The following is a 15,334-nucleotide window of genomic DNA, read 5'->3' as shown; positions in this document are numbered from 1 at the left end:
AATGGCTGTAGCAGTACGGGTCATCCCTTGCCTAGATGTCGACGCCGGCCGTGTGGTGAAGGGCATTAATTTCGAGGGTCTTCGCGACGCCGGAGACCCCGTAGAGCTGGCGCACCGCTATGACAACGCCGGGGCGGACGAGCTCACTTTTCTCGATGTCACGGCGTCTTCCGGCAACCGGGAAACCACGTTCGACGTCGTTCGACGCACCGCCGAGGAAGTCTTCATCCCGCTCACGGTCGGCGGTGGCGTCCGCGGCGTGGCCGAAGTGGACAAGCTCCTGCGTTTCGGCGCGGACAAGGCCTCCATCAACACGGCCGCCGTCGCACGCCCGGACGTCATCGACGAGATCACGCGCCACTTCGGCTCCCAGGTACTGGTCCTGTCGGTGGACGCGCGACGGACGAGGCCCGGCTCTGAGCCCACGGCTTCCGGCTTCGAGGTGACCACGCACGGTGGACGCCAGGGAACCGGAATCGACGCCATTGCGTGGGCCAGGGAAGCCGCGGACCGCGGCGTGGGGGAGATCCTCCTGAATTCCATTGACGCCGACGGCACCAAGGACGGCTTCGACCTCGAACTCATCCGCCTGGTCCGTGCGGCCGTCCGCATCCCGATCATCGCCTCCGGGGGCGCTGGAGAACCGGCGCATTTCCCGCCCGCAGTGGAAGCAGGTGCCGACGCCGTTCTGGCAGCCTCGGTGTTCCACTTCGGTCCCGATGACATGATGGCCCAGGTCAAGGCAGCGATTCGCGAAGCAGGCTTCCTGGTCCGCTAAACGGGTCCCAACTAGCTCGAAGTTGTTGTCGTTTTGAGCCCTCATAACGACAACAACTTCGAGCTAGTTGGGCTTAACGGCGGGTCAGAGGCCGACTTCGGCTGACTGGAGCAGGGCGACGGCGTCCGGCTGGCCTTCGAAGGTGACCAGCGCGTGATGCGTGCGGCCGTGGGCGTGCATCAGGAGTTCACCGGGTTCACCCACGATGGCGACGGATACGGGAGCCCGCTTGGCCACATGGCGGGGACCGGAGGGGCGGACCAACACGATCCCGAGATCCACGCCGCGGTAAAGAATGGCAGCGCGTTTGATCAATTCGTCCCACAGGGCGTCCGAGTATTCCTCGTCCAGGGCCCGTGGAGCCCAACGGTCTCCGGCCCGGCGGATGTCTTCGGTGTGCACGAAATATTCGATGAGGTTGGAGGACTCGTCGAGGGCCTTGATCTTGAGGGGAGACAAGGCGGGCGGACCTGCGCGGAAGGTATTCACCAGCTCGGCGTAATCTTCCGTGGTTTTGAGCTTGGAGGCCAGTTTGGCCGTGGCTTTGTCCGAGGCCCGGGCGAGGCTCTTGATGACCAAGCCGATGCCGACGGCCGCTTTTCGCTCCCGCAAGTACAAGTGCGCCGCGAGGTCCCTTGTCAGCCACCCTTCGCAGAGCGTGGGGGAGTCAGGTCCGGCCGCCAGGAGTGTTTCGGCCAGTACTTCGCGGGAGGGATCGACGAAATGCATCACTTGTGAAACTAGCACGAGACGCGCTCTGTTGCGCAGTGGAACCGCCGCTGAATTTCGGCCCCAGATAAGGCACTAGACTTGATCTGATGTCTGAGCAGTCAACACCCCCAGCCACGCCCGCTGCCGCCTTTGCCGCGGAGCCCGCCGTCGCGCCCGTAAGTCCGCTCCCGCAAGGGCTGGCCGCCGCGCTGAAGCGCGATTCCGCTGGCCTGGTGGCAGCGATCATCCAGCAGTTCGACACTGACGAAGTGCTGATGCTCGGCTGGATGGACGATGAGGCTTTGCACCGGACCCTGACCACGGGGCGCGTCACATTCTTCTCCCGTTCGCGCCAGGAATACTGGCGCAAGGGTGACACTTCCGGGCACGTCCAGTTCGTGAAATCGGTGGCCCTGGATTGCGACGGCGATGCCCTCCTGGTCCGCGTCGACCAAGTGGGCGCGGCCTGCCACACCGGTACGCGCACATGCTTCGATGACCGGAGCCTCGCTGCCGTCACCGGCGAGCGGGACTAGCCACTACACACCATCCACTGAGGCAAGCACACAAGAAGAGGCGGAGAACACAAACCATGCAGGACCTTGGAATCATCAGCCCGGGCCTGGAGGAGTTCCGCGAACTCGCCGCACACAGCCGGGTCATCCCGGTCCGGCTCAGGGTACTGGCCGACGCGGAGACGCCCATCGGGCTCTACCGCAAACTGGCCCAGGGCCAGCCGGGCACCTTCCTCCTGGAATCGGCAGCCGTCGGCGGAGCATGGTCACGCTATTCCTTCATCGGTTCCCGCTCTCGTGCCACCCTGACCAGCAAGGACGGCCAGGCCCACTGGATCGGCGAGCCTCCCGTCGGTGTGCCGGTCGACGGCAGCCCCGTCGACGCCGTCCGCGACACCATTGCGGCCCTGCAAACCGACCGCTTCCCGGACCTGCCGCCGTTCACCTCCGGCCTTGTCGGCTTCCTCGGATGGGAAACCGTCCGGCACTGGGAGAAGCTGACGAGCCCCCCGGAGGATGACCTCCACCTGCCGGAACTGGCCCTGAACCTCGTGACGGACATGGCGGTCCACGACAACATGGACGGCACCGTCCTGTTGATCGCCAACGCCATCAATTTCGACAACAGTTCCGAACGGGTCGACGAAGCCTGGCATGACGCCGTCGCGCGGGTGAAGCGACTGCTGGACCAGATCAGCACGCCGGTGAAGCAGCCTGTGTCCGTGTTGCAGTCCGAAGCCCTCGACTTCGGATCCAGCGTCCAGGAACGCTGGAATGAGCAGGAATACCTCAACGCGATCGATCGCGGCAAGGAAGCGATCGTCGACGGCGAGGTCTTCCAGGTGGTCATTTCGCGGCGCTTCGAAATGGAGTGTGCCGCCGACCCTCTGGATGTTTACCGCGTGCTGCGCAACACCAACCCGAGCCCGTACATGTACCTCTTCAGCCTCGAAGATCCCGAGGGCCGCGAGTACACGATCGTCGGCTCCTCCCCGGAGGCCTTGGTGACGGTCACCGGCAACGAGGTCATCACACACCCGATTGCCGGATCGCGGCCCCGCGGCAAGACCGTCGAGGCCGACAAGGCCCTGGCCACCGAGTTGCTCGCGGACCAGAAGGAACGCGCCGAACACCTCATGCTCGTCGACTTGTCCCGGAACGACCTGTCCAAGGTCTGCGTGGCAGGAACCGTGGACGTCACGCAGTTCATGGAGGTCGAACGCTTCAGCCACATCATGCACCTCGTGTCCACAGTGGTCGGAGAGCTGGCACCAGGAGCGAAGGCGTACGACGTGCTCAAGGCGACCTTCCCCGCCGGCACGCTGTCCGGTGCCCCCAAGCCGCGCGCGCTGCGTCTCCTGGACGAACTTGAACCGCACCGACGCGGCATCTACGGCGGCGTGGTGGGTTACCTGGACTTCGCAGGCGATATGGACATGGCGATCGCCATCCGCTCGGCACTGCTGCGTGAGGGCCGGGCGTACGTCCAGGCCGGCGGCGGCATCGTGGCCGATTCCCACAAGCCTTCCGAAGCGCTCGAGACCGTGAACAAGGCTGCCGCCCCCTTGCGTGCCGTGCACACCGCCGGATCGCTCCATAACATTTCCCCGGACGCGGTTTCCGCGGATACGGTCGTGGACGGGAACCCTGCCCCGTGAGCACTGCCCGCCCTCAGCCGGCCACTACCAAGCCTCCCGTGTGGGCACGGAAGGGCAACGTCGTGCTCGCCATGGCAATTCTCGCCCTCGCCGTTTTCGGGACCACCACCCAGACCTGGATCAACGTCCGGCTCGATCCCTCTGCCGCGGCCAATGCCGACCTCCACGTCCAGGGGAGCAAAGCCGCAACAGCGGTGACCGCACTCGCGCTCGTCGCCCTGGCCGGGGGACTGGCATCGTCCATTGCAGGCAAGGTTTCGCGCTGGATCATTGCAACGATCATCGTGCTTGCCTCGGCAGGCATCATCATTGCCGCGGCGACGGTCCTGGCGGACCCCCTTGGTGCGGCGCAAGGAACCATTGCGGCGACCACCGGGATCTCGGGTGGCCAGGCGGCCGCGTCATCCACCGTGTTCCCGGTACTCGCCGTCGTCGCTGCGGCTCTGCTGGCTTTGTGTGGCGGCCTGCTGCCGGTCGCCGGCCGGCACTGGAAGGCGCGCACCAAATACGACGTCGCCAGCCGGGCAGCCCTCGCCGGCTCCGGACCCGTAGACGAGATCGATAGCTGGGACAGCCTCTCGCGCGGAGAAGACCCCACGTAGGACCCGGCTGTCCGGACGTCGGACGATGTCCCGGGCGCGGTCAATAAATGGCAGAATGTAAGCAGTATTCATCCTGAGGAGATTTTCACATGAGCAAAACCACAGTGTCCGCGAGCAAGGCCCCTGTGACCGCTGCCAGCCACAGCGACGCCATCGGCCACGGCAACAGCCCGGCCGCGTGGACCTGCGTGATTGTCATGCTGGTAGGGGCACTGGTGTCCTCCATCGCCTTTGTTATCGCCAGCACCCCCATCTTCATCGCCGGCATCGTCGTGATGGTGGCCGGCCTGATTGCGGGCTGGGCCATGCGCAAGGCCGGCTACGGCGTCGACGGCAGCAAGCTGAAGAACGCCGGCCACTGACTGTGACCGTTCTTGATGACATCATCGTCGGTGTCAGGGAGGACATGGAGGCTCGCCGCCGCCTTGTCGGCCTTGACGAACTGAAAGAGCGGGCGGCGGCCGCTGTGCCTCCGCTTGACGCCTGGGCTGCCTTGGGCGGTCCGTCAGCCACCCGCGACGAACTGAAGGTCATCGCGGAAATCAAGCGCCGCAGCCCCTCCAAGGGCGATCTCGCGAGCATCGTCGACCCTGCCGCGCTGGCATTGCAGTACGCCGACGGCGGCGCCTCCGTGATCAGCGTCCTCACCGAACAGCGGCGCTTCAACGGGTCCCTCGCGGACCTGGACGCGGTGCGGGCCGCCGTCGACATTCCGTTGCTGCGCAAGGACTTCACGGTCGACGAGTACCAGATCTGGGAAGCCCGTGCCCATGGCGCGGACCTCATCCTGCTGATTGTCGCCGCGCTTTCGGATGCACAGCTGCGTGAATTCAGCGCATTGAGCCACGAGCTCGGCATGAACGTCCTGGTGGAAACGCACACCCCCGAGGAAATCGAGCGCGCGGCCGCAGCCCAGGCGCGGATCATCGGGGTGAACGTCCGCAACCTCAAGACGCTCGACGTCGACCGTTCCCTGTTTGCCTCGCTCGCCGGAAACATTCCAACGGGAGCGGTTGTCGTGGCCGAGTCCGGCGTGCGGAACGCCGACGACGTCGCGCACTATGCGGGGAACGGTGCGCACGCAATCCTTGTGGGCGAAGCCCTTGTGAGCGACTCCACCCCGCGCGAGCGGATCAGCGAATTCAAGGCGGCCGGAGCTGCCGCCATTGCCGTCAGGACCTGACAGGCCTGATTCGCGGCGTGGACCCGGACAGCAGCAGACAACGCGGCTGGTAGCTGTCCTGCGGCCCTGAAAGACCCAACTACCAAGTGAACAGGACGGTGAGACTGATGGTGGACGCATCAACAGCCAACTCGCAAGAGAATGTGGCCGACGCATTCCTACAAGGTGGAGCCTCGCTCCGCAATGCCGCCGGGCCGTACTTCGGCTCCTACGGCGGACGCTGGATGCCCGAGTCCCTCATCGCCGCCCTGGATGAAGTCGAGGACACGTTCGAGAAGGCCAAGGCCGATCCTGGGTTCCTTGCCCAGCTAAAGGACCTCAACAAGAACTACTCGGGCCGTCCGTCGCTCCTCACGGAGGCCAAGCGTTTCTCCCAGCACGCCGGCGGCGCGCGCATCTTCCTCAAGCGCGAAGACCTGAACCACACCGGATCCCACAAGATCAACAACGTCCTCGGCCAGGCTTTGCTCGCGAAGCGCATGGGCAAGACCCGTGTCATCGCCGAGACCGGCGCCGGCCAGCACGGCGTTGCCAGCGCCACCGCTGCAGCGTTGCTCGGACTGGAATGCGTCGTCTATATGGGCGCCGAGGATTGCCGCCGCCAGGCACTGAACGTGGCCCGCATGCAACTCCTGGGCGCCACCGTGGTTCCCGTAACCAACGGATCGCAAACGCTCAAGGACGCCATCAACGACGCCCTCCGCGACTGGGTTTCCAATGTGGACACCACCCACTACCTGCTGGGCACCGCGGCGGGTGCGCACCCGTTCCCGGCGATGGTGCGTTTCTTCCACGAGGTCATCGGGGAGGAAGCCCGCGCCCAGATCCTGGAGCAGACCGGCAGGCTTCCGGACGCCGTCTGTGCCTGCATCGGCGGCGGTTCCAATGCCATCGGCATCTTCCACAGCTTCCTGGACGACGCCTCCGTGAAGATCTACGGTTTCGAAGCCGGCGGCGACGGGGTCGAAACAGGACGCCACGCGGCCGCCATCACCCTCGGACGCCCCGGCGTGCTGCACGGTGCCCGCTCCTACCTCATGCAGGACGAAGACGGCCAGACTATCGAGTCCCACTCGATTTCCGCAGGCCTCGACTACCCGAGCGTCGGTCCGGAGCACTCCTACCTCGCGGACATAGGCCGCGTCACGTACGAGCCCATCACGGACACCGAAGCCATGGACGCGTTCCGCCTGCTCTGCCGGACGGAAGGCATCATCCCCGCCATCGAGTCCTCGCACGCCCTCGCCGGTGCCATCAAAGTGGGCAAACTCCTCACCGAAGGCAAGGAAAACCCGGCCGACACGATCATCATCGTGAACTTGTCCGGGCGCGGTGACAAGGACGTTGAAACGGCCGCCGAATGGTTCGACATGCTGGACGAAAACGGCAACGTCAAGGGCACCACCCTCTCCACGCGCAAACCCAAGGGCCCGTCCGAGCGCAGCAACCTTGAGATCAGCACTGAAGAAGCAAGCGAGGACCAGAACTGATGACTGAGCAGATCACAAGCAAGTCCGCGGCGGCGATCGACCGCGCGAAGGCACAAGGCCGGGCGGCGCTGATCGGATACCTGCCGGCAGGCTACCCCGATGTTCAGTCAAGCATCGACGCCGGCATTGCCATGGCGCGCAACGGCGCGGACCTTATTGAAATCGGTGTCCCGTATTCGGACCCCGTCATGGACGGCGCTGTCATCCAGGCCGCGACTACGGAGGCCATCGCCAACGGGTTCCGCGTCGCCAGCGTCTTCGACGTGGTAGCGGGCATCACGGCGGCCACCGACGCCGCCGTGCTGGTCATGACCTACTGGAACCCGGTGATGCGCATGGGCGTTGACGAGTTCTCACGCAGGCTGGCCGAGGCCGGGGGAGCCGGACTCATCACGCCTGACCTCATTCCGGACGAGGCTGCCGAATGGTTCGCCGCATCGGACAAATACGGACTCGACCGGGTCTTCCTCGTGGCACCGTCGTCCACCCCGGAACGCCTTGCCATGACGGTTGAGGCGAGCCGCGGCTTCGTTTACGCCGTCTCCATCATGGGTGTCACCGGGGCCCGACAGTCTGTCAGCAGCGCCGCGGAGAAGGTCGTGGCCGATACGCATGCGGCCGGTGCCGAACGGGTCTGCGTCGGGCTCGGAGTCTCCAACGCAGACCACGTCCGCGAGATTGCGGCATACGCCGACGGCGTGATCGTCGGTACCGCGTTGGTTGCGGCCATCCGGGACGGCGGCGTTGACGCCGTCGCGGAACTCACCAAGAACCTCAGCGCCGGCCTTGGCCGTGCAACAGCGCAGGCCTAGAAAAGGAAAAGCGTAGACAATGCAGAGTCTCCTCCACGTCGCGGCAATGGCTCCCCTGAGCATTCCGAGCCCCTCATGGTCCGGATTTGATATTCCGCTGCCGTGGGGGACTCTCCGTATCCACGCGTATGCCCTGTGCATTCTTCTCGGCATCATCCTGGGCCTGTGGCTCACCGCCGTGCGCTGGAAGCGCCGCGGCACCCCCGAAGGCAGCCTGTGGGACATCGCCATCTGGGCGATCCCCTTCGGCATTGTGGGCGGCCGCCTCTACCACGTCATCTCCTCGCCGGACGCGTACTTCGGCCCGGGCTTCAACGGCACCGGCGACCTCTCCCTGATCCCGCAGATCTGGAGGGGCGGCCTGGGAATCTGGGGTGCCGTGCTTCTCGGCGTTGTCGGTGCCTGGCTTGGCTGCCGCCGTTCCGGTGTCAAGCTGACTGCTTTCCTCGACGCCGCAGCCCCCGGGCTCCTGCTGGCGCAAGCGATCGGGCGTTGGGGGAACTGGTTCAACCAGGAACTCTTCGGCGGACCCACCACCTTGCCATGGGGCCTCCAGATAGACCCGAACAGCCCCAACTTTCCGGCCGGAATGCCCAGTGACACCCTGTTCCACCCGACGTTCCTTTACGAATCCCTCTGGAACATCGTCGGCGTCGTGGTCCTTCTGGTCCTGGACCGGCGCTTCCATTTCCGGCGCGGCAGGCTCTTCTGGCTGTACGCCATCTACTACACGCTGGGCCGCGTCTGGATCGAAGCGTTGCGGATCGACGATGCCGAACAGATCAACCTCTTCGGCATCACCACGCGTCTGAACGTATGGACCAGCATCTTCGTCTTCCTCGCAGCGCTCATCATTTTCATCGTCCTGAGCCTGCGCGGCAGGCCGGAGCCGGACACCGTGTACCTTCCCGGCAGGGAACCGGCCGCGGTGACCGCCGGAGATGAGGAGGCCGCCACGGTTGACCCAAGCGCCCGGGGCGATGAGACGTCTGATGCTGAGGCTAACAGCACAATTGTGACTGGCACGAAGGCCCATGATACGGACGGATCTGTCTCAGATACCGGTGCGCATGGTAATCTCCGGAATAACCAAAGCGATCTGGGCCATACTGCTGAGCCTACGGAAACGGCCGAGGAGTCACATGCCGGCGTCACGTCGGATTCAGGCTCCGCGTCCACCGAAACCACCGCCAGCAGCGCCCCCGGATCCGGGCCGGAAGCTGGCAGCACCAAGTAGCCAGCGCTACGGCACAGGGGAACCGGGCTACCGCCCAGAGGCCCCCGGCCACAGCGTCGTGGCACCTTGGCAGTCGCCCGGCAGCACACAGAGGCTCCGCGGTCAAGCTTGGGTCAGGGACATGCGTAACTGTTCGTTGCGTCTTGCCCGCTGACCTACAATTTCATGTAACTAGCGCTTTGTTATGCCCGTCACACGGCAGGCAAGGTGGGGCCAACGTTGTCCCTTCCATTCGCACGATCTCGAGGAAGGACGTCTTCAATGACCCATCTTCATAACCCAAGCTGGTCCGAATCAGTCGAACCGCAGGGTGCCATCTCGCCCTTCAAGCGTTTCGCTGCGCTCCCGGAAGCCCAGGGACTCTACAACCCTGACCAGGAGAAGGACGCTTGTGGCCTGGCCATTATCGCCACGCTGCGTGGTGAACCCGGCTATGACATCGTGGAAGCGGCCCTGACTGCCCTGCGCAACCTTGAACACCGCGGCGCCGTGGGCGCCGACGAAGGCACGGGCGACGGCGCCGGGCTCCTCATGCAGGTTCCGGACGAATTCTTCCGGGCCGTCACTGAGTTCGAGCTCCCCGCACCCGGCCAGTACGTGGTTGGTACTGCCTTCCTGCCGGCCGAAACCCGCGAAGCCGAGACCGCAAAGGCCGGCATCGAGGCCCTTGCGGTAGATGAAGGCCTGACAGTTCTTGGCTGGCGTGAAGTGCCGGTAGTCGGGGACCTGGTCGGCGCCATGGCCCGTGCCTGCATGCCTTACTTCGCACAGCCGTTCCTTGCTTCCGCCACTGGCGAAGTGCTGGACCGGAATGAGCTGGATTCCCGGGCATGGCGGGTGCGCAAGCGTGCCCAGAACAAGTTTGGCGTGTACTTCCCGTCGCTGTCCTCGCGCACCATCGTGTACAAGGGCATGTTGACCACTGCCCAGCTGGAGCCGTTCTACCCGGATCTCTCGGATAAGCGCTTCAAGACCAAGCTGGCCATCGTGCACTCGCGCTTCTCCACCAACACGTTCCCGTCATGGCCGCTTGCCCAACCCTTCCGTACCATCGCCCACAACGGTGAAATCAACACCGTCAAGGGCAACCGGAACTGGATGCGGGCGCGCCAGTCCCAGCTCGCGAACCCGCTGCTGGGCGATTCCCCGGAGGAGTTGTACCCCATCTGCACGCCGGGTGCCTCGGACTCCGCGTCCTTCGATGAGGTTGCCGAGCTGCTCTGGCTTTCCGGGCGGCCCATCACGCACTCGATCATGATGATGATCCCCGAGGCGTGGGAAAACCACGCCACGATGGATCCGGCCCGCCGCGCCTTCTACGAGTACCACTCGCTGCTCATGGAGCCGTGGGACGGTCCCGCCGCTGTGTCCTTCACCGATGGCAACCTCGTCGGTGCAACCCTTGACCGCAACGGCCTGCGCCCCGGCCGTTACTGGATCACCGAAGATGGCCTGATCGTCTTCGCTTCCGAAGTCGGCGTGATCGAGGTCGAGCCGGCGAAGGTGGTCAAGAAGGGCCGTGTTTCGCCGGGCAAGATGTTCCTGGTGGACACCGAAGCCGGTCGCATCATCGACGACGCCGAGGTCAAGGCCGAGGTGGCGGCAGCCAACCCCTGGGCTGAATGGGTCAAGGACAACCTGATCGACCTCAACGAGCTTCCCGAGCGCGAGCACGTGCTGCACACGGCTGCGTCCGTGAACATCCGCCAGCGGACGTTCGGCTACACGACCGAGGAATTGAAGATCCTCCTGGGGCCGATGGCCCGCACCGGGGCCGAACCGCTCGGTGCCATGGGCTCCGACACCCCGGTTGCCGTGCTGTCCAAGCGCCCGCGTCTGCTGTTCGACTACTTCGTGCAGTCTTTCGCCCAGGTCACCAACCCGCCCCTGGACGCGATCCGCGAAGAGCTCGTTACCTCGCTGAAGTGCGCCATCGGTCCCAACGGCAACCTTCTCGACGTCGGGCAGGTCCGCCAGCCGCAGATCTCCCTGCCGTTCCCGGTGATCAACAACGACCAGCTCGCCAAGATCGCCAACATCGAGAACGCCGACGGCGACAAGGTCGCCATGAAGGTCCGCGGACTGTACCGTCCGGAAGGCGGCGAAGCAGCACTCCGGAGCCGCCTGACTGAAATCTGCGAGCAGGTTTCCGGCGCGATCAACCGCGGCGTGCAGTACATCGTGCTGTCCGACCGCGACTCCAACGCGCAGTGGGCCCCGATCCCGTCCCTGCTGCTCGTCAGCGCGGTACACCACCACTTGCTCCGCAGCGCCAACCGCACCAAGACCGCCCTGGTGGTCGAGGCCGGCGACGTCCGCGAAACGCACCACGTGGCAGTGCTTGTGGGCTTCGGCGCTTCCGCCGTGAACCCGTACCTGGCGATGGAATCCGTGGAGCAGCTCATCAGCACCGGCGAAGTTGTTGGCGTGACTCCCGAAGACGGCGTCTACAACCTCATCAAGGGCCTCGGCAAGGGCGTCCTGAAGATCATGTCCAAGATGGGCATTTCCACGGTGGCCTCGTACACCGGCGCCCAGACTTTCGAAGCCCTCGGCCTGTCCCAGGACCTCGTGGACGAATTCTTCTCCGGCACCCACTCCCAGTTGGGCGGCGTCGGCCTGGACGTCATCGCCGCCGAAGTTTCGGCGCGCCACCAGATGGCCTACCCGGAAGGCGGCATCGAATTGCCGCACCGTCCGCTGCTCGGCGGCGGCGAATACCAGTGGCGCCGCGACGGGGAACCGCACCTGTTCAACCCGGAAACCGTCTTCCGCCTGCAGCACGCGACCCGCGAACGCCGCTACGACATCTTCAAGTCGTACACCAAGGGCATCGACGACCAGTCCGAGAACCTCATGACCCTGCGTGGGCTCTTGAAGTTCAAGGACAGCCTTCGCCCCGCGGTGCCGCTTGAAGAGGTCGAGCCGGTTTCCAGCATCGTGAAGCGCTTCTCCACCGGCGCGATGAGCTACGGCTCCATCTCCAAGGAAGCCCACGAAACGCTCGCGATCGCCATGAACCGGCTGGGCGGCAAGTCCAACACCGGTGAGGGCGGCGAAGACGTGGACCGCCTGCTGGACCCGGAGCGTCGCTCCGCGATCAAGCAGATTGCCTCGGGCCGTTTCGGCGTGACTAGCCTGTACCTGACCAACGCCGAGGACATCCAGATCAAGATGGCCCAGGGCGCCAAGCCCGGTGAAGGCGGCCAGTTGATGGCGCAGAAGGTCTACCCCTGGGTAGCCCGTACCCGCCACTCAACCCCCGGCGTCGGGCTCATTTCCCCGCCCCCGCACCACGACATCTACTCGATCGAGGATCTCGCGCAGCTCATCTACGACGCCAAGCGGGCCAATCCCTCGGCGCGCGTTCACGTGAAGCTGGTATCCGAAGTCGGGATCGGCACGGTGGCGTCCGGCGTCACCAAGGCGAAGGCCGACGTCGTGCTCGTCTCAGGGCACGACGGCGGAACCGGCGCCTCGCCGCTGAACTCGCTCAAGCACGCGGGTGTCCCGTGGGAGCTCGGCCTCGCCGAGACCCAGCAGACGCTCATGCTCAACGGGCTCCGCGACCGCGTCGTGGTCCAGGTGGACGGCCAGCTCAAGACCGGCCGGGACGTCATCATCGCTGCGCTGCTGGGTGCCGAGGAGTACGGCTTCGCGACCGCGCCCCTGGTGGTGTCCGGCTGCATCATGATGCGCGTCTGCCACCTCGATACCTGCCCGGTCGGCGTCGCAACCCAGAACCCGGAGCTCCGCTCGCGTTTCAACGGCAAGCCCGAGTTTGTGGTCAACTTCTTCGAATTCCTTGCCGAGGAAGTCCGCGAGCTCCTTGCCGAACTCGGTTTCCGCAGCCTCGAAGAGGCCATTGGGCACGCCGAGGTCCTGGACACCCGGGAAGCGATCGACCACTGGAAGGCCGAGGGGCTCGACCTCGACCCGATCCTGCACGGCCTCGAGTTCGACGACGACGTTCCCCTGCGGAACCTCACCGGCCAGAACCACGAGCTCGACAAGCACTTCGACCAGCGCCTCATCGGCATGGCCGCCGAGGCTTTGAGCGACCGCACACCGGTGAAGATCGCCGTCGACGTCATCAACACGGACCGTTCCGTCGGCACCATGCTGGGGCACGTCGTGACCAAGACCTTCGGCGTCGACGTGCTCGCCACCGACACCATCGACATCACGCTGAAGGGCACCGCCGGGCAGTCGCTCGGAGCCTTCCTTCCGGCAGGCATTACCCTGCGCATGTTCGGCGACTCCAACGACTACGTCGGCAAGGGCCTCTCCGGTGGACGCATCATCGTCCGCCCGGACCGCACCAACGTTTTCCAGGCGGAACGCAACGTCATCGCCGGCAACGTGATCGGCTACGGCGCCACGAGCGGCGAATTGTTCCTGCGTGGCCAGGTGGGCGAACGCTTCCTGGTACGCAACTCGGGGGCCACCGCCGTTGTTGAAGGCATCGGTGACCATGGCTGCGAGTACATGACCGGCGGCCAGACGCTGATCATCGGCCGTACGGGCCGCAACTTCGGTGCCGGCATGTCCGGTGGTACCGCTTATGTACTGGACCTCCAGCCCGCCCGGGTCAACAAGCAGGCCTTGGATTCAGGGGAGCTGCAGCTGCTTGAGCTTGACGACGAGGACCGCACCATCGTCCACGGACTCCTGGTCAAGCACCTGGAAGAAACCGAATCCGTCCTTGCAGGCCGCTTGCTCGAAAACTTTGACGACACAGCCGCCCGCATCACCAAAGTCCTGCCGCGCGACTACGCCGCAGTCCTGCAAACCCGTCTCGACGCCATCGAAGAGGGCCTTGATCCCGATGGCGAAGAAGTATGGTCTCGAATCCTGGAGGTAACCGGTGGCTGATCCACGCGGATTTCTGAAAGTCCGGCAGCGCGAGACGCAGCCACGCCGTCCTGTTCCCGTCCGCATCATGGACTGGAAAGAGGTTTACGAAGCCCAGGACAGGGGCGTGCTCAAGAGCCAGGCGGGCCGCTGCATGGACTGTGGCATTCCGTTCTGCCACCAGGGCTGCCCCTTGGGGAACCTCATCCCCGAGTGGAACGACCTCACGTGGCGCGGCAAGGGCGAGGAAGCGATCGAGCGACTGCACGCCACGAACAACTTCCCGGAGTTCACTGGCCGGCTGTGTCCTGCGCCGTGTGAAGCATCCTGTGTTTTGGGCATCAACCAGCCCGCTGTGACCATCAAGCAGGTTGAAGTTTCGATCATCGACGACGCCTTCGAAAACGGCTGGGTACAACCCCTTCCGCCGGCGCGTCTCTCCGGCAAGACGGTCGCCGTCGTCGGTTCCGGCCCCGCAGGGCTTGCGGTCGCACAGCAGCTGACGCGCGTCGGACACACGGTGGCCGTCTACGAGCGCGACGACAAGATCGGGGGACTGCTGCGCTATGGCATCCCCGATTTCAAGATGGAAAAGGAACAGGTCGACCGCCGCGTCGAGCAGATGAAGGCCGAGGGCACCCGCTTCCGCACGGGTGTGGCGGTCGGAAGCGACGTGACGTGGGAGCAGTTGCGCCGCCGGTACGACTCGGTGGTGATCGCCACCGGTGCCACGGTTCCGCGCGACCTTCCCATCCCGGGCCGCAGCCTTGAAGGCATCCACTTCGCCATGGATTACCTGGTCCCCGCAAATCGTGTGGTTGCCGGTGAAACCGTGGAGGACCAGATCGATGCCAAGGGCAAGCACGTGATCATCCTCGGTGGCGGCGACACCGGCGCCGACTGCCTCGGCACGGCACACCGCCAGGGCGCCGCGTCCGTCACCACCCTCGCCATCGGCAAGCAGCCGCCGCTTGAGCGCGCATCGCACCAGCCGTGGCCGACGTTCCCCACGCTCTTCGAAGTTGCCAGCGCGCACGAAGAGGGCGGCGAACGGACCTACCTCGCCTCGACCGTTGAATTTGTCGGCGAAAACGGCAAGCTCACAGGCGTCAAGGTGGCCGAGACCGAATTCGTGGACGGCAAGCGCCTGCCGAAGGCGGGCACGGAACGCATCATTCCCGCCGACCTGGTGTTCCTCTCGCTCGGCTTCACGGGTGCGGAACCTGCCGGTATCACCGAACAGGTCAGCGCAGAATTCGACGGCCGCGGCAACGTGGCCCGAGACGGGTACTACATGACCAACACCGAGGGCGTCTTCGTGGCAGGCGATGCCGGCCGCGGGCAGTCCTTGATTGTCTGGGCTATCGCCGAAGGCCGCGCCTGCGCGGCCGCCGTCGACAAGTACCTCATGGGCAGCACCATTCTCCCCGCGCCGGTGGCTCCCACCGACCGGGCCATAGCGGTCCTCTAAGGACCGGCGTACGACGCTTTCCC

Annotated in this window: 12 protein-coding genes; 11 read left to right on the top strand and 1 reads right to left on the bottom strand. The window is 65.1% G+C overall.

Going from position 1 to position 15,334, the window contains the following annotated elements; translation table 11 throughout:
* Position 1: 1 nt before the first annotated feature.
* Positions 2-778, top strand: a complete 777-nt coding sequence (hisF, locus tag AB0323_RS07795) for an imidazole glycerol phosphate synthase subunit HisF (protein WP_366176811.1) — start codon at positions 2-4, stop codon at positions 776-778.
* An 84-nt stretch (positions 779-862) separates the two neighbouring features.
* Here hisF and AB0323_RS07790 read toward each other — a convergent pair whose 3' ends face one another.
* Complete coding sequence (locus AB0323_RS07790) at positions 863-1,507, bottom strand: TIGR03085 family metal-binding protein (RefSeq protein WP_364537094.1); 645 nt, start codon at positions 1,505-1,507, stop codon at positions 863-865.
* 89 nt (positions 1,508-1,596) lie between these two features.
* Here AB0323_RS07790 and hisI point away from each other — a divergent pair, with 89 nt between their 5' ends.
* The 10 genes from hisI to AB0323_RS07740 all read left to right on the top strand — a co-directional run bounded on the left by hisI (position 1,597) and on the right by AB0323_RS07740 (position 15,311).
* Positions 1,597-2,025 carry a phosphoribosyl-AMP cyclohydrolase gene (gene hisI, locus AB0323_RS07785; protein WP_366176810.1) on the top strand — a complete coding sequence of 143 codons (429 nt, stop codon included), beginning with the start codon at positions 1,597-1,599 and terminating at the stop codon, positions 2,023-2,025.
* Positions 2,026-2,081: 56 nt separating this feature from the next.
* A complete protein-coding gene (locus AB0323_RS07780; protein ID WP_366176809.1) occupies positions 2,082-3,662 on the top strand; it encodes an anthranilate synthase component I in 1,581 nt (526 codons plus the stop codon).
* Complete coding sequence (locus AB0323_RS07775; protein WP_364537103.1) at positions 3,659-4,264, top strand: Trp biosynthesis-associated membrane protein; 606 nt, start codon at positions 3,659-3,661, stop codon at positions 4,262-4,264. Before AB0323_RS07780 ends, AB0323_RS07775 begins: the two co-directional genes overlap by 4 nt.
* An 89-nt stretch (positions 4,265-4,353) precedes the next feature.
* Positions 4,354-4,626 carry an HGxxPAAW family protein gene (locus tag AB0323_RS07770; RefSeq protein WP_236817197.1) on the top strand — a complete coding sequence of 91 codons (273 nt, stop codon included), beginning with the start codon at positions 4,354-4,356 and terminating at the stop codon, positions 4,624-4,626.
* A gap of 2 nt (positions 4,627-4,628) precedes the next feature.
* A complete protein-coding gene (trpC, locus tag AB0323_RS07765; protein ID WP_366176808.1) occupies positions 4,629-5,447 on the top strand; it encodes an indole-3-glycerol phosphate synthase TrpC in 819 nt (272 codons plus the stop codon).
* 107 nt (positions 5,448-5,554) lie between these two features.
* A complete protein-coding gene (gene trpB, locus AB0323_RS07760; RefSeq protein ID WP_366176807.1) occupies positions 5,555-6,937 on the top strand; it encodes a tryptophan synthase subunit beta in 1,383 nt (460 codons plus the stop codon).
* A complete protein-coding gene (gene trpA / locus AB0323_RS07755; protein WP_366176806.1) occupies positions 6,937-7,749 on the top strand; it encodes a tryptophan synthase subunit alpha in 813 nt (270 codons plus the stop codon). The genes trpB and trpA overlap by 1 nt, the downstream gene beginning before the upstream one ends.
* Before the next feature lie 19 nt (positions 7,750-7,768).
* On the top strand, positions 7,769-8,986 hold the full coding sequence (gene lgt, locus AB0323_RS07750; protein WP_366176805.1) for a prolipoprotein diacylglyceryl transferase: 1,218 nt from the start codon (positions 7,769-7,771) through the stop codon (positions 8,984-8,986).
* Positions 8,987-9,247: 261 nt separating this feature from the next.
* Positions 9,248-13,861: a glutamate synthase large subunit gene (gene gltB, locus AB0323_RS07745; RefSeq protein ID WP_366176804.1), complete on the top strand. Its 4,614-nt coding sequence runs from the start codon at positions 9,248-9,250 to the stop codon at positions 13,859-13,861.
* A complete protein-coding gene (locus AB0323_RS07740) occupies positions 13,854-15,311 on the top strand; it encodes a glutamate synthase subunit beta (RefSeq protein WP_366176803.1) in 1,458 nt (485 codons plus the stop codon). Before gltB ends, AB0323_RS07740 begins: the two co-directional genes overlap by 8 nt.
* Positions 15,312-15,334: the final 23 nt, after the last annotated feature.

The sequence above is a fragment of the Arthrobacter sp. NPDC080031 genome, assembly GCF_040702485.1.
Classification (GTDB): domain Bacteria; phylum Actinomycetota; class Actinomycetes; order Actinomycetales; family Micrococcaceae; genus Arthrobacter.
The sequence above is the reverse complement of the archived record's forward strand: the minus strand, read 5'-3'. Positions and strand labels throughout refer to the sequence as shown.

Coding starts and splice junctions, on each gene's coding strand:
- hisF (WP_366176811.1), top strand. CDS start 2: ATGGCTGTAGCAGTACGGGTCATCCCTTGCCTAGATGTCGACGCCGGC.
- AB0323_RS07790 (WP_364537094.1), bottom strand. CDS start 1,507: ATGCATTTCGTCGATCCCTCCCGCGAAGTACTGGCCGAAACACTCCTG.
- hisI (WP_366176810.1), top strand. CDS start 1,597: ATGTCTGAGCAGTCAACACCCCCAGCCACGCCCGCTGCCGCCTTTGCC.
- AB0323_RS07780 (WP_366176809.1), top strand. CDS start 2,082: ATGCAGGACCTTGGAATCATCAGCCCGGGCCTGGAGGAGTTCCGCGAA.
- AB0323_RS07770 (WP_236817197.1), top strand. CDS start 4,354: ATGAGCAAAACCACAGTGTCCGCGAGCAAGGCCCCTGTGACCGCTGCC.
- trpB (WP_366176807.1), top strand. CDS start 5,555: ATGGTGGACGCATCAACAGCCAACTCGCAAGAGAATGTGGCCGACGCA.
- trpA (WP_366176806.1), top strand. CDS start 6,937: ATGACTGAGCAGATCACAAGCAAGTCCGCGGCGGCGATCGACCGCGCG.
- lgt (WP_366176805.1), top strand. CDS start 7,769: ATGCAGAGTCTCCTCCACGTCGCGGCAATGGCTCCCCTGAGCATTCCG.
- gltB (WP_366176804.1), top strand. CDS start 9,248: ATGACCCATCTTCATAACCCAAGCTGGTCCGAATCAGTCGAACCGCAG.